General features: G+C 70.8%; 16 protein-coding genes. 10 read left to right on the top strand and 6 right to left on the bottom strand.

Features of this window, described 5'->3' with window-relative positions; translation table 11 throughout:
* The 4 genes from ABZ857_RS13910 to ABZ857_RS13925 all read left to right on the top strand — a co-directional run.
* A partial coding sequence (locus ABZ857_RS13910) for a thiamine pyrophosphate-dependent enzyme (protein WP_357042580.1) occupies positions 1 to 981 on the top strand: 981 nt, incomplete at its 5' end.
* A 49-nt stretch (positions 982 to 1,030) separates the two neighbouring features.
* On the top strand, positions 1,031 to 1,555 hold the full coding sequence (gene ilvN, locus ABZ857_RS13915; RefSeq protein WP_030506098.1) for an acetolactate synthase small subunit: 525 nt from the start codon (positions 1,031 to 1,033) through the stop codon (positions 1,553 to 1,555).
* Positions 1,556 to 1,611: 56 nt separating this feature from the next.
* Positions 1,612 to 2,604, top strand: a complete 993-nt coding sequence (gene ilvC, locus ABZ857_RS13920; protein WP_357043142.1) for a ketol-acid reductoisomerase — start codon at positions 1,612 to 1,614, stop codon at positions 2,602 to 2,604.
* A gap of 17 nt (positions 2,605 to 2,621) precedes the next feature.
* Positions 2,622 to 2,786 carry a hypothetical protein gene (locus ABZ857_RS13925; RefSeq protein ID WP_357042582.1) on the top strand — a complete coding sequence of 55 codons (165 nt, stop codon included), beginning with the start codon at positions 2,622 to 2,624 and terminating at the stop codon, positions 2,784 to 2,786.
* Positions 2,787 to 2,935: 149 nt separating this feature from the next.
* Here ABZ857_RS13925 and ABZ857_RS13930 read toward each other — a convergent pair whose 3' ends face one another.
* From ABZ857_RS13930 to ABZ857_RS13945, 4 genes are all read right to left on the bottom strand, one after another.
* Positions 2,936 to 3,469, bottom strand: a complete 534-nt coding sequence (locus ABZ857_RS13930; RefSeq protein WP_357042585.1) for a DUF1707 and FHA domain-containing protein — start codon at positions 3,467 to 3,469, stop codon at positions 2,936 to 2,938.
* Positions 3,470 to 3,595: 126 nt separating this feature from the next.
* Entirely contained in the window at positions 3,596 to 4,519 is a 924-nt protein-coding gene (locus ABZ857_RS13935) for a CAP domain-containing protein (protein ID WP_357042588.1), read from the bottom strand.
* Between the two features lie 390 nt (positions 4,520 to 4,909).
* Complete coding sequence (locus ABZ857_RS13940; protein WP_357042590.1) at positions 4,910 to 6,367, bottom strand: MFS transporter; 1,458 nt, start codon at positions 6,365 to 6,367, stop codon at positions 4,910 to 4,912.
* A gap of 124 nt (positions 6,368 to 6,491) precedes the next feature.
* Positions 6,492 to 7,388, bottom strand: a complete 897-nt coding sequence (locus ABZ857_RS13945) for a hypothetical protein (protein ID WP_357042593.1) — start codon at positions 7,386 to 7,388, stop codon at positions 6,492 to 6,494.
* Between the two features lie 538 nt (positions 7,389 to 7,926).
* Here ABZ857_RS13945 and ABZ857_RS13950 point away from each other — a divergent pair.
* From ABZ857_RS13950 to ABZ857_RS13975, 6 genes are all read left to right on the top strand, one after another.
* Complete coding sequence (locus ABZ857_RS13950; protein ID WP_357042596.1) at positions 7,927 to 8,508, top strand: hypothetical protein; 582 nt, start codon at positions 7,927 to 7,929, stop codon at positions 8,506 to 8,508.
* Positions 8,509 to 8,827: 319 nt separating this feature from the next.
* The gene (gene serA / locus ABZ857_RS13955) at positions 8,828 to 10,417 is read left to right on the top strand and encodes a phosphoglycerate dehydrogenase (RefSeq protein WP_357042599.1); all 1,590 of its coding nucleotides are present in this window, start codon (positions 8,828 to 8,830) and stop codon (positions 10,415 to 10,417) included.
* 340 nt (positions 10,418 to 10,757) lie between these two features.
* A complete protein-coding gene (locus ABZ857_RS13960) occupies positions 10,758 to 10,880 on the top strand; it encodes a hypothetical protein (RefSeq protein WP_357042602.1) in 123 nt (40 codons plus the stop codon).
* A gap of 54 nt (positions 10,881 to 10,934) precedes the next feature.
* Positions 10,935 to 12,143 carry an ROK family transcriptional regulator gene (locus ABZ857_RS13965; protein WP_357042605.1) on the top strand — a complete coding sequence of 403 codons (1,209 nt, stop codon included), beginning with the start codon at positions 10,935 to 10,937 and terminating at the stop codon, positions 12,141 to 12,143.
* Positions 12,144 to 12,221: 78 nt separating this feature from the next.
* On the top strand, positions 12,222 to 13,268 hold the full coding sequence (locus tag ABZ857_RS13970) for a 3-isopropylmalate dehydrogenase (RefSeq protein WP_357042608.1): 1,047 nt from the start codon (positions 12,222 to 12,224) through the stop codon (positions 13,266 to 13,268).
* 145 nt (positions 13,269 to 13,413) lie between these two features.
* Complete coding sequence (locus tag ABZ857_RS13975; protein WP_357042612.1) at positions 13,414 to 14,505, top strand: branched-chain amino acid aminotransferase; 1,092 nt, start codon at positions 13,414 to 13,416, stop codon at positions 14,503 to 14,505.
* Positions 14,506 to 14,637: 132 nt separating this feature from the next.
* Here ABZ857_RS13975 and ABZ857_RS13980 read toward each other — a convergent pair whose 3' ends face one another.
* A complete protein-coding gene (locus ABZ857_RS13980) occupies positions 14,638 to 15,306 on the bottom strand; it encodes a hypothetical protein (protein ID WP_357042615.1) in 669 nt (222 codons plus the stop codon).
* A 264-nt stretch (positions 15,307 to 15,570) separates the two neighbouring features.
* Positions 15,571 to 16,224 carry a class I SAM-dependent methyltransferase gene (locus ABZ857_RS13985; RefSeq protein ID WP_357042618.1) on the bottom strand — a complete coding sequence of 218 codons (654 nt, stop codon included), beginning with the start codon at positions 16,222 to 16,224 and terminating at the stop codon, positions 15,571 to 15,573.
* Positions 16,225 to 16,371 lie beyond the last annotated feature (147 nt).

Genomic DNA, 16,371 nt, shown 5'->3' on the forward strand with positions numbered 1-16,371 from the left:
ATGCCGGGCATGCACGGCAGTGTCTCGGCGGTGGGCGCGCTGCAGCGCTCGGACCTGCTGATCGCGCTGGGCACCCGCTTCGACGACCGAGTGACGGGCCGGTTGTCCAGCTTCGCGCCGCACGCCAAGGTGATCCACGCCGACATCGACCCGGCGGAGATCTCCAAGAACCGTCACGCCGACGTGCCGATCGTGGGCGACTGCCGGGAGGTGATCGGGGATCTGATCACGGCGGTGCGGGCCGAGCAGGCCGAGGGCCGCAAGGGCGACTACGCCGAGTGGTGGAAGATCCTCAACGGCTACAAGGAGACCTACCCGCTGGGGTATGAGGAGTTCGCCGACGGGTCGCTGGCCCCGCAGTACGTGATCGAGCGGTTGAGCGCGCTGGTGGGGCCGGAGGCGATCTACACCGCGGGTGTGGGGCAGCATCAGATGTGGGCGGCGCAGTTCGTCAAGTACGAGCACCCGGGGACGTTCATCAACTCCGGTGGGGCGGGCACGATGGGCTTTTCCGTGCCGGCCGCGATGGGTGCCAAGATGGGCTGCCCGGACAAGGTCGTGTGGGCCATCGACGGCGACGGGTGTTTCCAGATGACCAACCAGGAGCTGGCGACCTGCGCGATCGAGGGTGTGCCGATCAAGGTGGCTGTGATCAACAACGGCAACCTCGGCATGGTGCGCCAGTGGCAGACGCTGTTCTACGACGAGCGGTATTCCAACACCGACCTGCAGCAGGTCAAGCGGATTCCGGACTTCGTGAAGCTCGCCGAGGCGTACGGTTGTGTCGGCCTGCGGTGTGAGCGTCCGGAGGATGTGGACGAGACGATCCGCAAGGCCATGGAGATCAACGACGTGCCGGTGGTGGTCGACTTCGTCGTCCACAAGGACGCCATGGTCTGGCCCATGGTCGCCGCGGGCACCAGCAACGACGACATCAAGTACGCCCGCGACATGGCGCCGAACTGGGAGGGTGGAGAATGAGCCCCGCCCCGGCCCGACGCGACAACGACCAGCAGTGCGAGGAGATGGCATGAGTCGGCACACGCTGTCCGTCCTGGTGGAGAACAAGCCGGGCGTGCTGGCCCGGGTCGCCGCGCTGTTCAGCCGTCGCGGGTTCAACATCGACTCGCTGGCCGTCGGACCCACCGAGCACGATGACATCTCGCGGATGACCATCGTCGTCAACGTGGAGGACCTCCCGCTGGAGCAGGTCACCAAGCAGCTCAACAAGCTGGTCAACGTCATCAAGATCGTCGAGCTCGACAACAGCCAGTCGGTGCAGCGCGAGCTGATGTTGATCAAGGTGCGGACCGACTCCGAGAGCCGGTCCCACGTCCTCGAACTCGTGAACCTCTTCCGGGCGCGCTGCGTGGACGTGGCCCCGGACGCGGTCACGATCGAGGTCACCGGGACGACCGACAAGCTGGAGGCGTTCGTCCGGGTCCTTGAGCCGTACGGCATCAAGGAGCTCGTGCAGTCGGGCATGGTGGCCATCGGCCGCGGCGCCCGTTCCATCACCGACCGCTCGCTTCGCGCCCTCGACCGCAGCGCATAGCCGTATGGCAGGCACGTCGCGACGGACAACCCGTGAAAGGCAAGCAAGTGACTGAGATCTTCTACGACGACGACGCCGACCTGTCGATCATCCAGGGCCGCCACGTCGCGGTGCTGGGCTACGGCAGCCAGGGCCACGCGCACGCGCTGAGCCTGCGCGACTCGGGCGTTGACGTCCGGGTCGGCCTGCCCGAGGGCTCCAAGAGCCGGGAGAAGGCCGAGGCCGACGGGCTGCGCGTGCTGTCGCCGGGCGAGGCCGTCGAAGAGGCCGACCTCACGATGATCCTCGCGCCGGACCACGTCCAGCGGCACCTGTACGCCGAGCACGTCGCGCCGAACCTCGTCGAGGGCGACGCGCTGTTCTTCGGCCACGGCCTCAACATCCGCTACGGCCTCATCGAGGCCCCGGCGGGCGTGGACGTCGCGATGGTGGCCCCGAAGGGCCCGGGCCACCTCGTCCGCCGCCAGTACTCGGCCGGCCGCGGCGTGCCCTGCCTGGTCGCCGTCGAGCGCGACGCCACCGGCAACGCCTGGCCGCTCGTGCTGTCGTACGCCAAGGGCATCGGCGGCACCCGCGCCGGCGCGCTCAAGACGACCTTCACCGAGGAGACCGAGACCGACCTGTTCGGTGAGCAGGCCGTGCTGTGCGGCGGCGTCTCCGAGCTGATCAAGGCCGGGTTCGAGACCCTGATCGAGGCCGGCTACCAGCCGGAGGTCGCCTACTTCGAGTGCCTCCACGAGATGAAGCTGATCGTGGACCTGATGTACGAGGGCGGCATCTCCAAGATGTACTGGTCGGTGTCCGACACCGCGGAGTACGGCGGCTACACTCGCGGCCCGCGCGTGGTCAACGAGGAGACCAAGAAGGAGATGCGCCGCATCCTGGACGAGATCCAGGACGGCCGCTTCGCCCGCGAGCTGGTCGAGGAGTTCGACTCCGGCCAGACCAACTTCAAGCGCTACCGCGAGGAGCTGGCGGGCCACTCCATCGAGCAGACCGGCGGCAAGCTCCGCCCGATGATGAGCTGGCTCAAGGGCGAGCAGGCCTGACGCTCCCGAACGCTCGCGTGACCGCGGCGCCGCACCCCGCCCACAAGGTGGGGAGCGGCGCCGCGTCGCGTTTCCCGGACCCCGCCGTCGTCGCCGGCCGGGCACCGGGCACTGCCCTGAAGACCGCCGAGCGCGTGCCACCCGTCCCGGCCGCCGGGGTCGTCGGCACCGGGCGGGCTTGAGCCGGGCGCATTCGAGGTCACCGGTGGGCGGCCGAAGGCATGACGGGGCGGACTCCTGCGGCGGCGACCCGGCAGCCGCGCTGCGCGCGGTCGCCACGGCGAGGCCCGCCGCTCACGTCTGTGTCAGGTCGTGTCCCGTGACGGCGGGATCAGGCCGGGAGCGAGACCAGGAACACGCAGTCGCCGAAGGCCACCTCGTCGCCGGCCCGCACGGACGCGGGGCCGACCAGGCGCCAGCCGTTCAGGCGGGTGCCGTTCATCGAGCCGAGGTCGACGAGCAACCAGGAGTCGTGCTCCCGCCGCAGCTCGGCGTGGACCCGTGAGACGGTCAGATCGGCGAGGACGAGGTCGCAGGAGGAGCCGCGGCCGACCAGATAACGGGCCCGGCCGTCGGCAGGCAGGGCGAGCCGGGGCAGCCGGGGACGCCGCCAGGCGGACTCGATCCGGCTGCTGAGCTCCGACACGGAGGCGACGGCGTCGGTGATCCTTCTGCGCCAGCGCCCGCGGTGCGGGAGGTCGGCGACCAGTTCGTCCAGCTCGGTGCGGTTGCGAGCGCGAAGTGCCAGGTCCACCCGGCCGACGAAGGTCTCCATGGACAGGCGTCCTTCGGCGGCCCGGTCACGGAGCTCGCTGAGGGCGCGCTCGCGGTCCCCGTCCGAGGCGCGAACCGGGGGAGAGCTCATGATTGGAAGTATCCGTCGCAGTGGTCCGAGGTGTCCAGAAGACCGCCCTATTCCCCTCCAATCTCGGCACGGGAGCGGGGCCGCCGGGCGTGGCGTCCCCGCTCCCGGGCCAAACCGGCGGCGTCTCTACTGCCGGCCGAAGTCCTGGGTCCAGTACGGGCCGCCGGCGGCGACGTGCCCGACCCCGATGTCGGTGTAGGAGCAGTCGAGGATGTTCTTGCGGTGTCCTTCGCTGTTCATCCAGCCCTGCACCACCGCCTGGGCCGTGGGGTAGCCCTTGGCGATGTTCTCCGCCGCCGCCCGCCAGGTGTAACCGGCGGCCGTGATGCGGGCGGAGAAGGAGCGGCCGTCCTGCGAGGTGTGGTCGAAGTAGTTCTTGGCGGACATGTCGGCTGAGTGGGCGTACGCGGCGGCGCGCAGACGCGCGTCGTGCTTCAGCGGGCCGCAGCCCGCCTTCGCGCGCTCGACGTTGGTGAGGCGCACCACCTCGTTCTCGATGGCGGTGCCCACGGCGGAGCCACTCGTGGGAGAGGCGCTGGGAGCGGCGGAGGCGGCGGCGCTCGCGGAGGGACTCGCGCTGGAGGCCGTGGTGGGGGCCGTGGTGGGGACCGTGGAGGGGCCGGCCGTGGGGACGGCGGTGGGGCTTGGGGAAGAGGTGGCCGTGGGAACCGGCGTGGGGACGTCGCAGTCGAGGCGCACCGGCCTCGACCGCGACAGGTGGCCGCGGTAGTCGGTGACGACGCTGTAGTACGCACCGTCCGCGCAGGTCAGGGCGACGACGACGCGCGCGTTCCTGACCACCTTGGAGCCGCTCTTGACCACGCGGTCGGGGCCCGGCCTGGTGTTCACGATCCGGACCCGGAAACGGGCGTGGTCGGTGCAACCGGCCCGCGAGCCCGCCGCGCGGATCTTGCCGTCCACGGTGACGTAGGGCTTCGCGGCGGCGACCCGGCAGCCCGCGTGCTGGGCCTCGGCCTGAGCGGGGCCGGCCGCCATGCCGACGGCCGCGACGCTCCCGAGGCACAGGACCGCTCCGAGCGCTCTGTTCACGATCATTCCTCCAGTGGGGGTTAGACGCTGGGGAAGTCGTCATTATGGTGCGCTCTGAACCGACATGTGGTGATAAATCGGTCCAAACCTAAAGTATCTACCTTCTCTTAAACCTCCCTTATGCTGCATACGCCCTGAGATGTCCGATAATTCGCAGGTCACCGGCATGATCGGGGAAGGGAACGCCTTGAGGTGTGCTTAAGGTCGCGGCGAGGGCGCCGCCTGCCCGCGCACCGCCTGCCCGCGCACCGCCTGCCCGCGCACCGCCTGCCCGCCACGCCTGCCCGCGCACCGCCTGGTCGAGCAGGTCGTGCTCTACCCGTCGGAGCGGGCCGCGCGGGCGATGATCGCCGCACCGCTCCTGCGCGACGGGCGGATCTCCGAGATCACCTACTCCTCGGACCGGAGCACTTCGCCGGGTTCGGGCCGCCCGCCGTCCTGCCCGCCGTCCTGCCCGGTGGTCTCCCGGCCGGTGACGGCGGCCGCTGAGGCCGTGGCCCCGGCCGTGCCGGTGACGGCGGCGAGGCGGTCGGCGGTCAGGTTGTACTTGAGGGTCATCAGCACGCCCGCGAACGTGATCAGGGCGGGCACCACGGTCACGCCGACCATCACGGCGACGTGGGCGCCGTCCGTCTGGGTCACCGGGTGCTCGGGATCGGAGGAGACGAAGCCCCCCACGCTCAGCACCCACCCGTACGTGGTCGCCCCGAGCGCCGCCACCGCGTTCTCCACCGCGGTCCACAGGCCGGTGAAGACCCCGCCCCTGCGCTCGCCGCTCACCGCGCCGTCGTACGCGATGACGTCGGCCAGCATGGAGAACTGCAGCAGTTGCAGGCCCGCGTAGCCGACTCCCACGATCATCACGCACAGGTGCGCGTACAGCTCGCCGAGCGCGGGCGTCGCGAGGATCAGCAGCGCACCGGCCGTGAACAGCAGGCCGGACAGGATCATCGCGCCGCGCTTGTCGAGCTTGCGGGCCAGCCACACCCACAGCGGCATCGTGACCAGCATCGGCCCCACGAGCGCGGCGAAGAGCGTGGTGGTGGCGGAGGTGTCGTCCAGCGAGTAGGCGGCGAAGTAGGGCGCCCCCGCGAGCATCACGCCGGCCCCGAGCGTCTGCGCGGAGCTGAGCCCGAGCAGCCACAGGAACTGCTTGCTCGTGCGGGCGGCGGCAAGCTGCTCCCGCAGCGTCCCCTCGGACTTCTGCTGGCCGGTGAAGGGGGCGCGGGCCGTGCCGAAGAAGGAGCCGAGCATCGCGACGAGCAGGATCACGCCGAAGGCGACGCCCATGGTGCGATACCCGTCGGCCGTCTCGCCGGCGATCATCGGGGCGAGGATGCCGCTCATCGCGATCCCGACCGCGATGAGGACCATGCGCCACTGCAGCAGAGAGGTCCGCTCGTGGTAGTCCGTGGTCATCTCCGCGGGCATCGCCTTGTACGGCACCTCGTAGAGGGCGTATCCGGTCGCGGCGATCAGGAAGGCGATGCCCACGTACAGGGCGGCGGGCACGCCGGTGAGCGGCGGCCCGGCGAACATGAGGGCGAACGACACCGGCAGCACGAGGGCGCCGGCGAGCAGCCAGGGCCGGCGCGGTCCCCAGCGGGAGACCGTGCGGTCCGACCACCGGCCGACCAGAGTGTTGGCGACCAGGTCCCAGGCCTTGGGCAGGAAGAGCACCACGCCCGCGAACGCGGCCGGCACCGCGAGCACGTTCGTCATGTAGAAGAGCAGCAGCAGCCCGGGGATTGTGGAGAAGTTGGCCGTGCAGAACGAGCCGACGGCGTACCCGAGGCGAACCCCGAGGGAGACCTTCGACGGGGAGGGCGTCGCCGCCGTGGAAACCATGGCGACATTCAAGCCGAGCAAGCGTCCGTTCGGAAGGACCCTTCCGCAACGGTTCGGCGGCTGCCCTGTGTCCTGCCGATCTCCGCCGGACGGCTCCGGCGGAGATCGGCGACGGGGTTCCGGCTCAGTCGCGCACGTCGGGGCAGACGACGTGCGCGCCGACCTCGATCAGGCGGCGTTCGGTGTGAGCGTCGGCGACACGGGCCATGAGCACCGGGGCCTCGCTGGCGGCCAGCTGCGGCAGCCGGGAGCGCACCCGCCGGTGCAGCTCCTTGACGATGTCGTCGGCGGCGAGGGTGTGCACCTTGACATGCAGCATGATCCCCCACAGCCCGGCGGCCGTCCGCGCCTCGGAGATCCAGACGTGGTGGACGTACGGATACTCCGGCAGCAGCTCGGCGACCGCCACCCGCAGCGCCGGCAGGATCGGATGGCGCGTCCTGCGGTAGCCCGGGTCCACGACCTGCATCGCCCCCGACAGGTGCTGGCGGGGGGCGGGCACCCACTGCGACGGAAGCGCGGAGGGCGCCGCCGCGACCGGGGCGGGCACGGGCGGGGCGGGCGGCGGGGGAGCCTGCCGCGTGGCCTGCGCGCGCGTCACGGTCGCCATCGCGCCCGTGGCGTACGCCGTGGGGGCGGTGGAGCCCATGGCCGACAGCGCGGGAGCGGCACCGGTGCGGGTCTCCTCCAGGTAGCGCCGCAGGTCGTCGATCGGCACCGCGGCGGCGGCGGGACCGGCCGCGTCGATCACGATCTCGCGCACGCCCGTGACGCGCTGGATGTCGAGGATGGTGTCGGCGTCGCACGCCGACAACGAGTGGCTGCCACGGTGCCGGGCGTAGGTCGCCGGCCCCGTGTAGCCCAGCAGAACGCGTTCGCCGTTCTGCGTCGTGCCGAGCACCACGGAGCGGTCGGGGCGGACCGCCACCAGGATGCCCCGCTCCGCGAGAGCCGCCAGGAGTTGCCGGGGGCTGCCATGTCGCGCGAGAACGTCGCCCAGGGAGGGGTTCCCGATGCTCATAGCCTGAACGATAGGGACTGGACCATGGCGAATCAGGCTAATCCCCAAGATTAGGTGCGATCAATACCGAGATGGGTTGCAGTCCGTATGGATCACGAGTAAGCGGGGTACATCGACCGGCTGGGCCCGTACGTGAGCAAGCCTCATGAACCCCGCCGGTCCCACCCGCACCTCCTCTCGCGCGTACCCCTCCCCGCGGCTCGATGAGGCGATCGTCGCCGGCCCCGGGCGACGGCGGCCGGCCACCCCCGCCTCGCGCCGCGTCGCCGTCGCCCGCCGCGCCGGCGGTAGCCCCCCTGAACCCGGTGCGGGTGCCGGTCCAGGAAACCGCGGGCGGCTGCCGCTTCTGCGTCGCAATAAGGAGATATTGACGACACAACCGCTCATCCAGTTCGAAATGCTGTTATTCGCGATTGGCGGGACATTGTCAATCTGTGCCGGTCAACGAATCAATAAGAATGCGCAAGGGGCGCCCGGCGCTCGTTTGCCTCTGCCGGCCGGCGCAGCCACCGGGTCTCCTGTCGGCTACCAGAGCCCGGTGGGTGACCCGGACGACTGCGAGGAGGAAGACTGCGATCTGAAGAAGATCCTCTCTCCTCTCACCCCGCAAAAGGTCAAGGTGGTGCAGGGCCCGCGGGGACCCCAGGGCCCGCCCGGACCGCGGGGACCCCAGGGCCCGCCCGGACCGCGAGGGCCGCAGGGCCCGCCCGGACCCACCTCGTGCATCGACTCGACCAACCACGGCGGTGACAAGTGGGTCTCCTACGTACCGCAGCCGGGGCGGCTCTTCATCTGGCGCCCGGCCGGCGGCGGCGGGCTTCCGGCGGCGTGGCTCCAGTTCACGCGAGGGGTCCCCGCCAACGTGGTCTGCTCCACGGTCACGGTGACCGATGACCTCCTGCACGTCACGGTTCTGACCAGGGACCCGAACACGGGCACCAAGAGGGTGCTGGAGTCGGACTGCACCATCAATCCCAACAACGCGAACTTCCCGTTCAATCCGAACGGCAATCTGCCGAACGGCACCCCGAGGTGCACCGCCTTCCGGGAACTCTCGCCGCCGACACCGCAGCGACTGATGAGCACCCAGCCTATTCAGGAGTCCGGCGTCAATTCTTGACAGGCCGTTTTCGGCCGGGCCTGGGCTGAGCCGTTCCGGGCCGCGGAAAGAATCACGAGTGAAATGACGAGGCGATCGCCGATCGCTTCGTCATTTCCGTCTTCGGCGCTGTGACAGCAGGATGAGGGCCGCGGGCGACAGGGCCAGAGGTGGGGTCCGGTGCCGCCCGGACCGAGGGATCTGAGACCGGGTCGTCGTGCCGCCGCGACTCCGCCGAGATACTTGGGCGTCTCGCATGCCGGGCGCTCGTGAGAGCTTTCACAAGGCCCGGATAGACTCACGTCGTCCGCGCTGTCGCACTTCACGAAGGACTCACCCAGTGAACAAGCCCGTCGTACTTGTCGCAGAAGAGCTCTCAGAAGCGGGTCTCGCCGTGCTCGGCGCGGATTTCGAGGTCCGGCACACCGACGGCGCCGACCGGTCGCAGCTGCTGCCCGCCCTCGCCGACGTGGACGCCCTGATCGTGCGCAGCGCCACGCAGGTGGACGCGGAGGCCATCGCGGCGGCGCCCAAGCTGCGCGTCGTCGCCCGCGCCGGCGTGGGCCTGGACAACGTCGACGTCGAGGCCGCGACCAAGGCCGGCGTCATGGTCGTGAACGCCCCGACCTCCAACATCACCAGCGCCGCCGAGCACACGGTCGCGCTGATCCTCGCCAGCGCCCGCAACGTCGCCCAGGCGCACTCCGCGCTCAAGGACGGCGAGTGGAAGCGCTCGAAGTACACCGGCGTCGAGCTCGACGAGAAGGTCATCGGCATCCTCGGCCTCGGCAAGATCGGCCAGCTCGTCGCGCAGCGCCTGCAGCCGTTCGGCGTCGAGATCATCGCGTACGACCCCTACCTGCAGCCGGCCCGGGCGGCGGCGATGGGCGTGCGGCTGGCGTCGCTGGAGGAGGTGCTCCAGCAGGCCGACTTCATCACGGTCCACCTGCCGAAGTCGAAGGAGACCATCGGTCTCATCGGCGACCGCGAGCTGCACATGGTCAAGCCGACCGTCCGGCTGGTCAACGTCGCCCGCGGCGGGATCATCGACGAGAACGCCCTCTACTCCGCCCTCAAGGAGGGCCGTGTCGCGGGTGCGGGCATCGACGTGTTCGCCAAGGAGCCCTGCACCGACAGCCCGCTGTTCGAGTTCGACCAGGTCGTCGTGACGCCGCACCTCGGCGCCTCCACCCACGAGGCCCAGGAGAAGGCCGGCACGCAGGTCGCCCGCAGCGTCAAGCTGGCGCTCGCCGGCGAGTTCGTGCCCGACGCGGTGAACGTCCAGGGCGGCGCGGTCGCCGAGGACGTCAAGCCGGGCCTGCCGCTCACCGAGAAGCTGGGCCGCATCTTCACCGCGCTCGCGGGCGAGGTGGCCACCCGCCTGGACGTCGAGATCCGCGGCGAGATCGCCGCGCAGGACGTCCGGGTCCTGGAGCTGGCCGCGCTCAAGGGCGTCTTCACCGACGTCGTCGAGGACGCGGTGACCTACGTCAACGCGCCGCTGCTGGCCAAGGACCGCGGCGTCGTGGTCGAGCTGGTCACCAGCGCGGAGAGCCCCGACTGGCGCAACGTCATCACCGTGCGCGGCGTGCTCGCCGACGGCCGCACCGTCTCGGTCTCCGGCACCCTGTCCGGCCCCCGGCAGATCACCAAGATCGTCGAGGTCAACGGCTACGCGATGGAGATCGAGCCGACCGAGCACCTGGCGTTCTTCACCTACGCCGACCGCCCCGGCATCGTCGGCATCGTCGGCCGCCTGCTCGGCGAGCAGAACGTGAACATCGCCTCCATGCAGGTCTCCCGGGACGTGAAGGGCGGCAAGGCGCTCATCGCGCTGACGGTCGACACGGCGATCCCGTCCGAGGTCGTCGAGCAGATCGCGGGGGAGATCGGCGCCGACAGCGGCCGTACGGTCGACCTGGAGGACTGACACCCCGGCATCCGCTCACCGGACGGCTCGGCGCCCCGCGCGCCGGGCCGTTCTGTTTTTCCCGCTCGCGTTTCTCATCCCGCGTTTTCCCGTCCTGCGGACCGCGTCTCACGAAGTGAGATACTAGGTCGTCCTACGAGATTGTGGGGTAGTCTTGCGATGACGAGGCGCCCCGCACTTCTACCTGCCGCGACGGGGCCTGATCAGGGCAGGCCGGCCCGTCGCGGAGCGCGGCGCCGCCGGCCTTCGGCTCGCCCGTGACGCGTGACCCGCGTTCCATCGGTGGCCGACGTTCCGGATCCGCGACAGGCGGATCCGCTCTCAGCATTCCTCCGTCGAAGTGAGAATCGCGATGTACGACATGTATCCCTGGGGCCGTTCCGAGGACGCTGAGGACGAGGCGGCCGCGGCCCTGCAGATCGCGCTCGACCGCCGCGACAACGGGGGCGTACCGCAGCGCTGACCCGGTCGCGATCGGCGGGACCGCCCACCCTCCGGATGTGCCAATCTTGAGTGCGTGGTGAGCATCGGCGGTGGGGCCGCGAACACGACCAGCCTGCTCCGGCTGATCAACCAGCGGGCGGTGTTCACCGAGATCTTCCGCCTCGGCAAGGCCTCGCGCCCCGAGCTCGCCCAGGTGACCGGACTGTCGAAGCCGACGATCTCGATGGCGCTGGCCGACCTGGAGCGTGCCAGGCTCGTCCGTCCGGTCGGGCTGCGCACCGGCGGCACCGGCCGCGCCGCGCTGCTCTACGAGATCAGGCCGGAGGCGGGCTGGGTGCTCGCCGCCGACATCGGCCGCACCACCGTGCGGCTCGCCCTCGCCGACCTCGTGGGCGACGTCGTCGTCCGCAGGCAGGAGCCCTCGTCGGCGTCGTCGTACGACGCCCTGCGGGAGCAACTGGTGCGGATGGCGGCCGAGGCCGTCGCCGAGGCCGGTCTCGAGCCCGGCGACGTCACCGTCACCGTGTTCGGCACCCCGGGGATCCACGACAAGGAGAGCGGGGCGCTCCGGCTCGCGCCGAACCTGCCCGGCTGGGAACGCCCCGGCGCGGTGGACGCGCTGGCCGGCGTGACGGGCTCGCCCTACACGGTGGAGAACGACGTCGACCTGGCGGCGGTGGGGGAGGGCGCCTACGGCCTGGGCAAGGGGGTCTCCCACTTCGTCCTCGTGTCCATCGGGACGGGCGTCGGCATGGGCGTGGTCATCGACGGCGGTCTCTACCGGGGCGCCCGGGGAGCGGCCGGCGAGATCTCGTATCTGCCGGTGGGCCTGCCGGTGGGTGAGGACGGCCCGGGCCTTGACCATGGGCGCGGCATGTTCGAGTCGGTCGCCTCCGCTGACGGCGTCGTCGCGGCGGCGGCACGCCTCGGCATGGCGGCGGCCACGGCGAAGGAGGTCTTCGACGCCGCGCGCGGCGGCGACGTGGTCGCGCGCGGGGTGGTGGACGCCGAGGCCGACCATGTCGCCCGCGCCCTCGCCGGGGTGATCGCCGTGCTCGATCCCGAGCTGGTCGTGCTCGGCGGCGGCATCGGCGCACAGGCCGGCGACCTGCTCGCCGGTCCGGTGGCGGAGCGGCTGGAGACGCTGGTGGCCCTCACGCCGCCGCGGATCGAGGTGTCCACGCTCGGGCCGGACGCGGTGATCCTCGGGGCGCTGGCGGTCGGGCTGTCCACGGCACGCGACCTCGTCTTCGAGCGTGCCGTCGCGGCGGGACCCGCCTGACCGGGTACGTATGCCCCGGTATGGACCGAATAGTGAGATCGGTGTTTCGATCTCCGAGACAACCGGTAAGGTACACGCATGGAGTCGAGCAACATCCGCCTGGCAGTCATCCCCGGTGACGGTATCGGCACCGAGGTGGTCGCCGAAGGCCTCAAGGTCCTCAACGCCGCGGGCGTCAAGTCCGAGACCACCGAGTACGATCTCGGTGCCAAGCGCTACCACGCGACCGGACAGACGCTTCCCGACGAGGTGCTCGACGAGCTGCGCGGCTACGACGCGATCCTGCTCGGCGCCGTCGGCGACCCGAGCGTGCCGCCCGGCGTCCTGGAGCGCGAGCTGCTGCTGCGCCTGCGCTTCGAGCTCGACCACTACGTGAACCTCCGCCCGGTCAAGCTGTTCCCCGGCGTGACGACCCCGCTCGGACAGGCCCGCCCCGAGGACATCGACATGGTCGTCGTCCGCGAGGGCACCGAGGGCCCGTACGCCGGTGCCGGCGGCGTGATGCGCCGCGGCACGCCGCAGGAGATCGCCACCCAGGAGTCCCTGAACACGGCCTACGGCGTCGAGCGCGTCGTGCGTTACGCCTTCGAGAAGGCCCTCGGCCGGCCGCGCCGCAAGCTGACGCTGGTCCACAAGACCAACGTGCTGACGTACGCGGGCGACCTGTGGGCGCGCACCGTCGACCGGCTCAGCCTGGAGTTCCCCGAGGTCGAGACCGACTACTGCCACGTCGACGCGGCCTCGATGTTCTTCATCACCCAGCCGCAGCGGTTCGACGTGATCGTCACCGACAACCTCTTCGGCGACATCCTGACCGACATCGGCGCGGCGGTCGCCGGCGGCATCGGCCTGGCGGCCAGCGGCAACGTCAACCCGGCCCGCACGGCGCCGTCCATGTTCGAGCCCGTTCACGGCAGCGCGCCGGACATCGCGGGCCAGGGCAAGGCCGACCCGACCGCCACCATCCTGTCGGTCGCCATGCTCCTCGACCACCTCGGCCACGCCGAGGCGTCGGCCCGGGTCGAGCAGGCCGTGGCCGACGACCTGATCGAGCGCCAGAGCGCGTGGACGGCGCGCTCCACCCGCGAGATCGGCGACGACATCGCCGCCCGAGTAGCCGGCTGATCCCCGGCCGCTCATCCCGACATCACGCGCATGGCGGCCCGGTATGGGCCGCCATGCGCTTTTTCATACCTGCCAAATGCCCTAGTTTTCCCTTAGCCGACTCGTCGCACAATTACTACGACGACGAAGAGAGAAGGACCTCGCCATGACCACCCACCTCAGGTTCGACGTGCAGCTCAACCCGCAGGCCCGCAGTGTGGCCGAGCGTGAGCAGGTGCTGGCGAGCCCCGGCTTCGGTCAGGTCTTCACCGACCACATGATCTCCATCGACTGGACCGAGGGGGAGGGCTGGCACGACGCGAAGCTCCAGCCGTACGGCCCGCTCGTCCTCGACCCCGCCACGTCGGTCTTCCACTACGGCCAGGAGCTGTTCGAGGGGCTCAAGGCCTACCGGCAGTCGAACGGCTCGATCGCCGCCTTCCGGCCGTACGCGAACGCGACGCGGTTCAACCAGTCCGCGCTGCGGATGGCGATGCCGGAGCTCCCCGAGGAGGCGTTCGTCGAGTCGCTCGAACTCCTCGTGCAGACCGACCGTGACTGGGTGCCGACCACGGAGGGCCACAGCCTCTACCTGCGCCCCTTCATGATCGCCACGCAGCCCGCCCTCGGGGTGAACCACCCCTCACGGAGCTACAAGTACATGGTGATCGCCTCGCCCGCCGCGTCGTACTTCACCGGTGGCCTCAAGCCGGTCTCGGTCTGGCTGTCCACCGAGTACACCCGCGCGGCGCCCGGCGGCACGGGCTTCGCCAAGTGCGGCGGCAACTACGCGGCGGCGTTCGTGGCGCAGCGGCAGGCCGTCGAGGAGGGCTGCGACCAGGTCGTGTGGCTCGACGCCTTCGAGCACCGCTGGGTCGAGGAGATGGGCGGGATGAACCTGTTCTTCGTCTTCGGCGACCGGCTCGTCACCCCCGCGCTCACCGGGACGCTGCTGCCCGGCATCACCCGTGACTCGATCCTCAGCCTGGCCGGCGAGCTGGGTTACACGGTCGAGGAGGGCAAGATCTCCATCGAGGACTGGCAGGCGGGCTGCGAGTCCGGCGAGCTCACCGAGGTCTTCGCGTGCGGCACCGCCGCCGTCGTCACCCCCGTCGGCTCGGTCAAGGGCGTCGACCGGAGCTGGACCGTCGGCGACGGCACCCCCGGGCCGGTCACGATGAAGATCCGCGAGGAGCTCGTGGGCATCCAGTACGGCAGCCGCCCCGACGCCCACCACTGGGTCCACAAGATCTGCTGACGGTCGCGGCGCCGTCCCGCCTCCCCTTCTGCCCGGTTTCCCCTTCTGCGCGGGTCGCCCGGCCGTCAGTTCGGGCAAGTGGCCGTGTCGCGAGCCGCTGCGGTCTCCGGAAGGCGTGCCTCCGGGCCGGGCTCAGCCGGACGCGCCCGGGCAGGCCGTGCCCCTCCCGAGGGACAGCGACAGCAGCCCTTCGAGCAGGCCGGCGCCCCTGCCCGCGCCGGCCCTGTCGTCGATCCCGCCGGCGATCCTGAGCAGGGGCCGCGGGGCCGGGCACGGCGCCGGCTTCGCCGGAGCGGTGAGCGTGGCCGGGGCCGCCGGAGCGGTGAACGGGGTCGCGACGGGACCCGGTGTGGGCGTCGCGGTCACCGTCACGGTGACCGTGGGCACCGGAGTGGGCCTGGCGCTGGGGGTCTTCACCGGCGCGGGAGGCGCCGGGCTCACGGTCACACGCGGGCCCGCGATGGTCACGTGCTGGGTGATGTTGCAGACCCGGGCGCGCCGGCACAGCGCGTTCTGCACGTTCGAGGATCCGCCGGCGGTGTTGGTGGACGTGTGCTGGTAGCCGTGGTTGCGCGTGGCCCCGGCCACCGACAGCTTGTCCCCGGGCCGGTCCCGCGGGTCCTTCCCCTGGGTGGTCGCGACGTTGCGCGCCGCACGATCGGCACGGCCGTGCCCGTTGTCGGCGGCGGCCCCGAGCGGGGCGACGCCGGTGACGAGCGCGGTCGAGGCCGAAGTGCCGGCGAGAAGCAGACCGGCGATCCTGCCGGTGAGAAACGCCCCGCCGCCGCGCCGACAAGTCATTCGTCGCCCCCTGTTCGGACCAGACGCCTGGTCGATCCAGACGCTGCTTGATAAAGACGAGCCCGGGCAAAGCGATCCGCCGATGCGAACCGCTTCGCGAGCGTACTCACCGAGGGGGCCCCGATCGTGTGTCCCGCGCGTCTATGGCGGGTTATTACCCGCTCATTGCCATACGTCCATCGAGCGACGTCGCCTGCCCGGCGCCCGGCCACCGGCGCCGGATCGGGGCGCCGGCCCGGCGAAACCGGCCCGGAAGTTCCCGGTTCAGTTCTTCCGGATGAGAGTGAGCCCGTCGGCGACGGTCAGGAGCACGCTCGTCACCCGGGAGTCGCGTGCGACGAGGTCGTTGAACTCTCGCATCGCGGGCACGTTGCCTCCGGCGGCGGGATCGGTGATGTCGCCGTGCTGGAGTGTGTTGTCCACGGCGATCAGGCCGCCGGACCTCAGCCGGGCCAGGATCTCCTCGTAGTAGACCGGGTAGCCCGCCTTGTCGGCGTCGATGAAGGCGAAGTCGAAGCCCTCGCCTGACGGCATGGCCCGCAGCGTGTCCGCGGCCGGGCCGAGGCGCAGGTCGATGCGGTCGTCGACGCCCGCCTTCTCCCAGTAGCGGCGGGCCACCGCCGTCCACTCCTCGCTCACGTCGCAGGCGATCAGGCACCCGTCGGCGGGCAGGCCCCTGGCGATGCAGATCGACGAGTAGCCGGTGAAGGTCCCGACCTCGACGGCCCGGCGGGCGCCGCTGAGCCGGACCAGCATGGTGAGCAGGGTGCCCTGCTCCGGCGCGATCTGCATGCTGATCCGGTCGCCCACCAGCCGGTGGGTCTCCTCGGCCAGGTCGGCGAGCAGGTCGTCGGGCGGGCTCGTGTGGGCCGCGGCGTACGCGGCGACGGCCGGTTCGATGAAATTGGCAGCCTTCATGGTCGCCACACTAGATCGTCGACGCTCTGACCTGCGCGAACACTCACCGATATCTCGTACTATGAGATCGATGTGCCAGAGGGTGACCGGCTGTGGCAAACTGCTCAGCACCATGTACTACGGTCTGCTCATTATCGGCAGGCGCGC

Origin of the sequence: Microbispora sp. NPDC046933 (genome assembly GCF_040644635.1) — a bacterium.
Taxonomy (GTDB): domain Bacteria; phylum Actinomycetota; class Actinomycetes; order Streptosporangiales; family Streptosporangiaceae; genus Microbispora.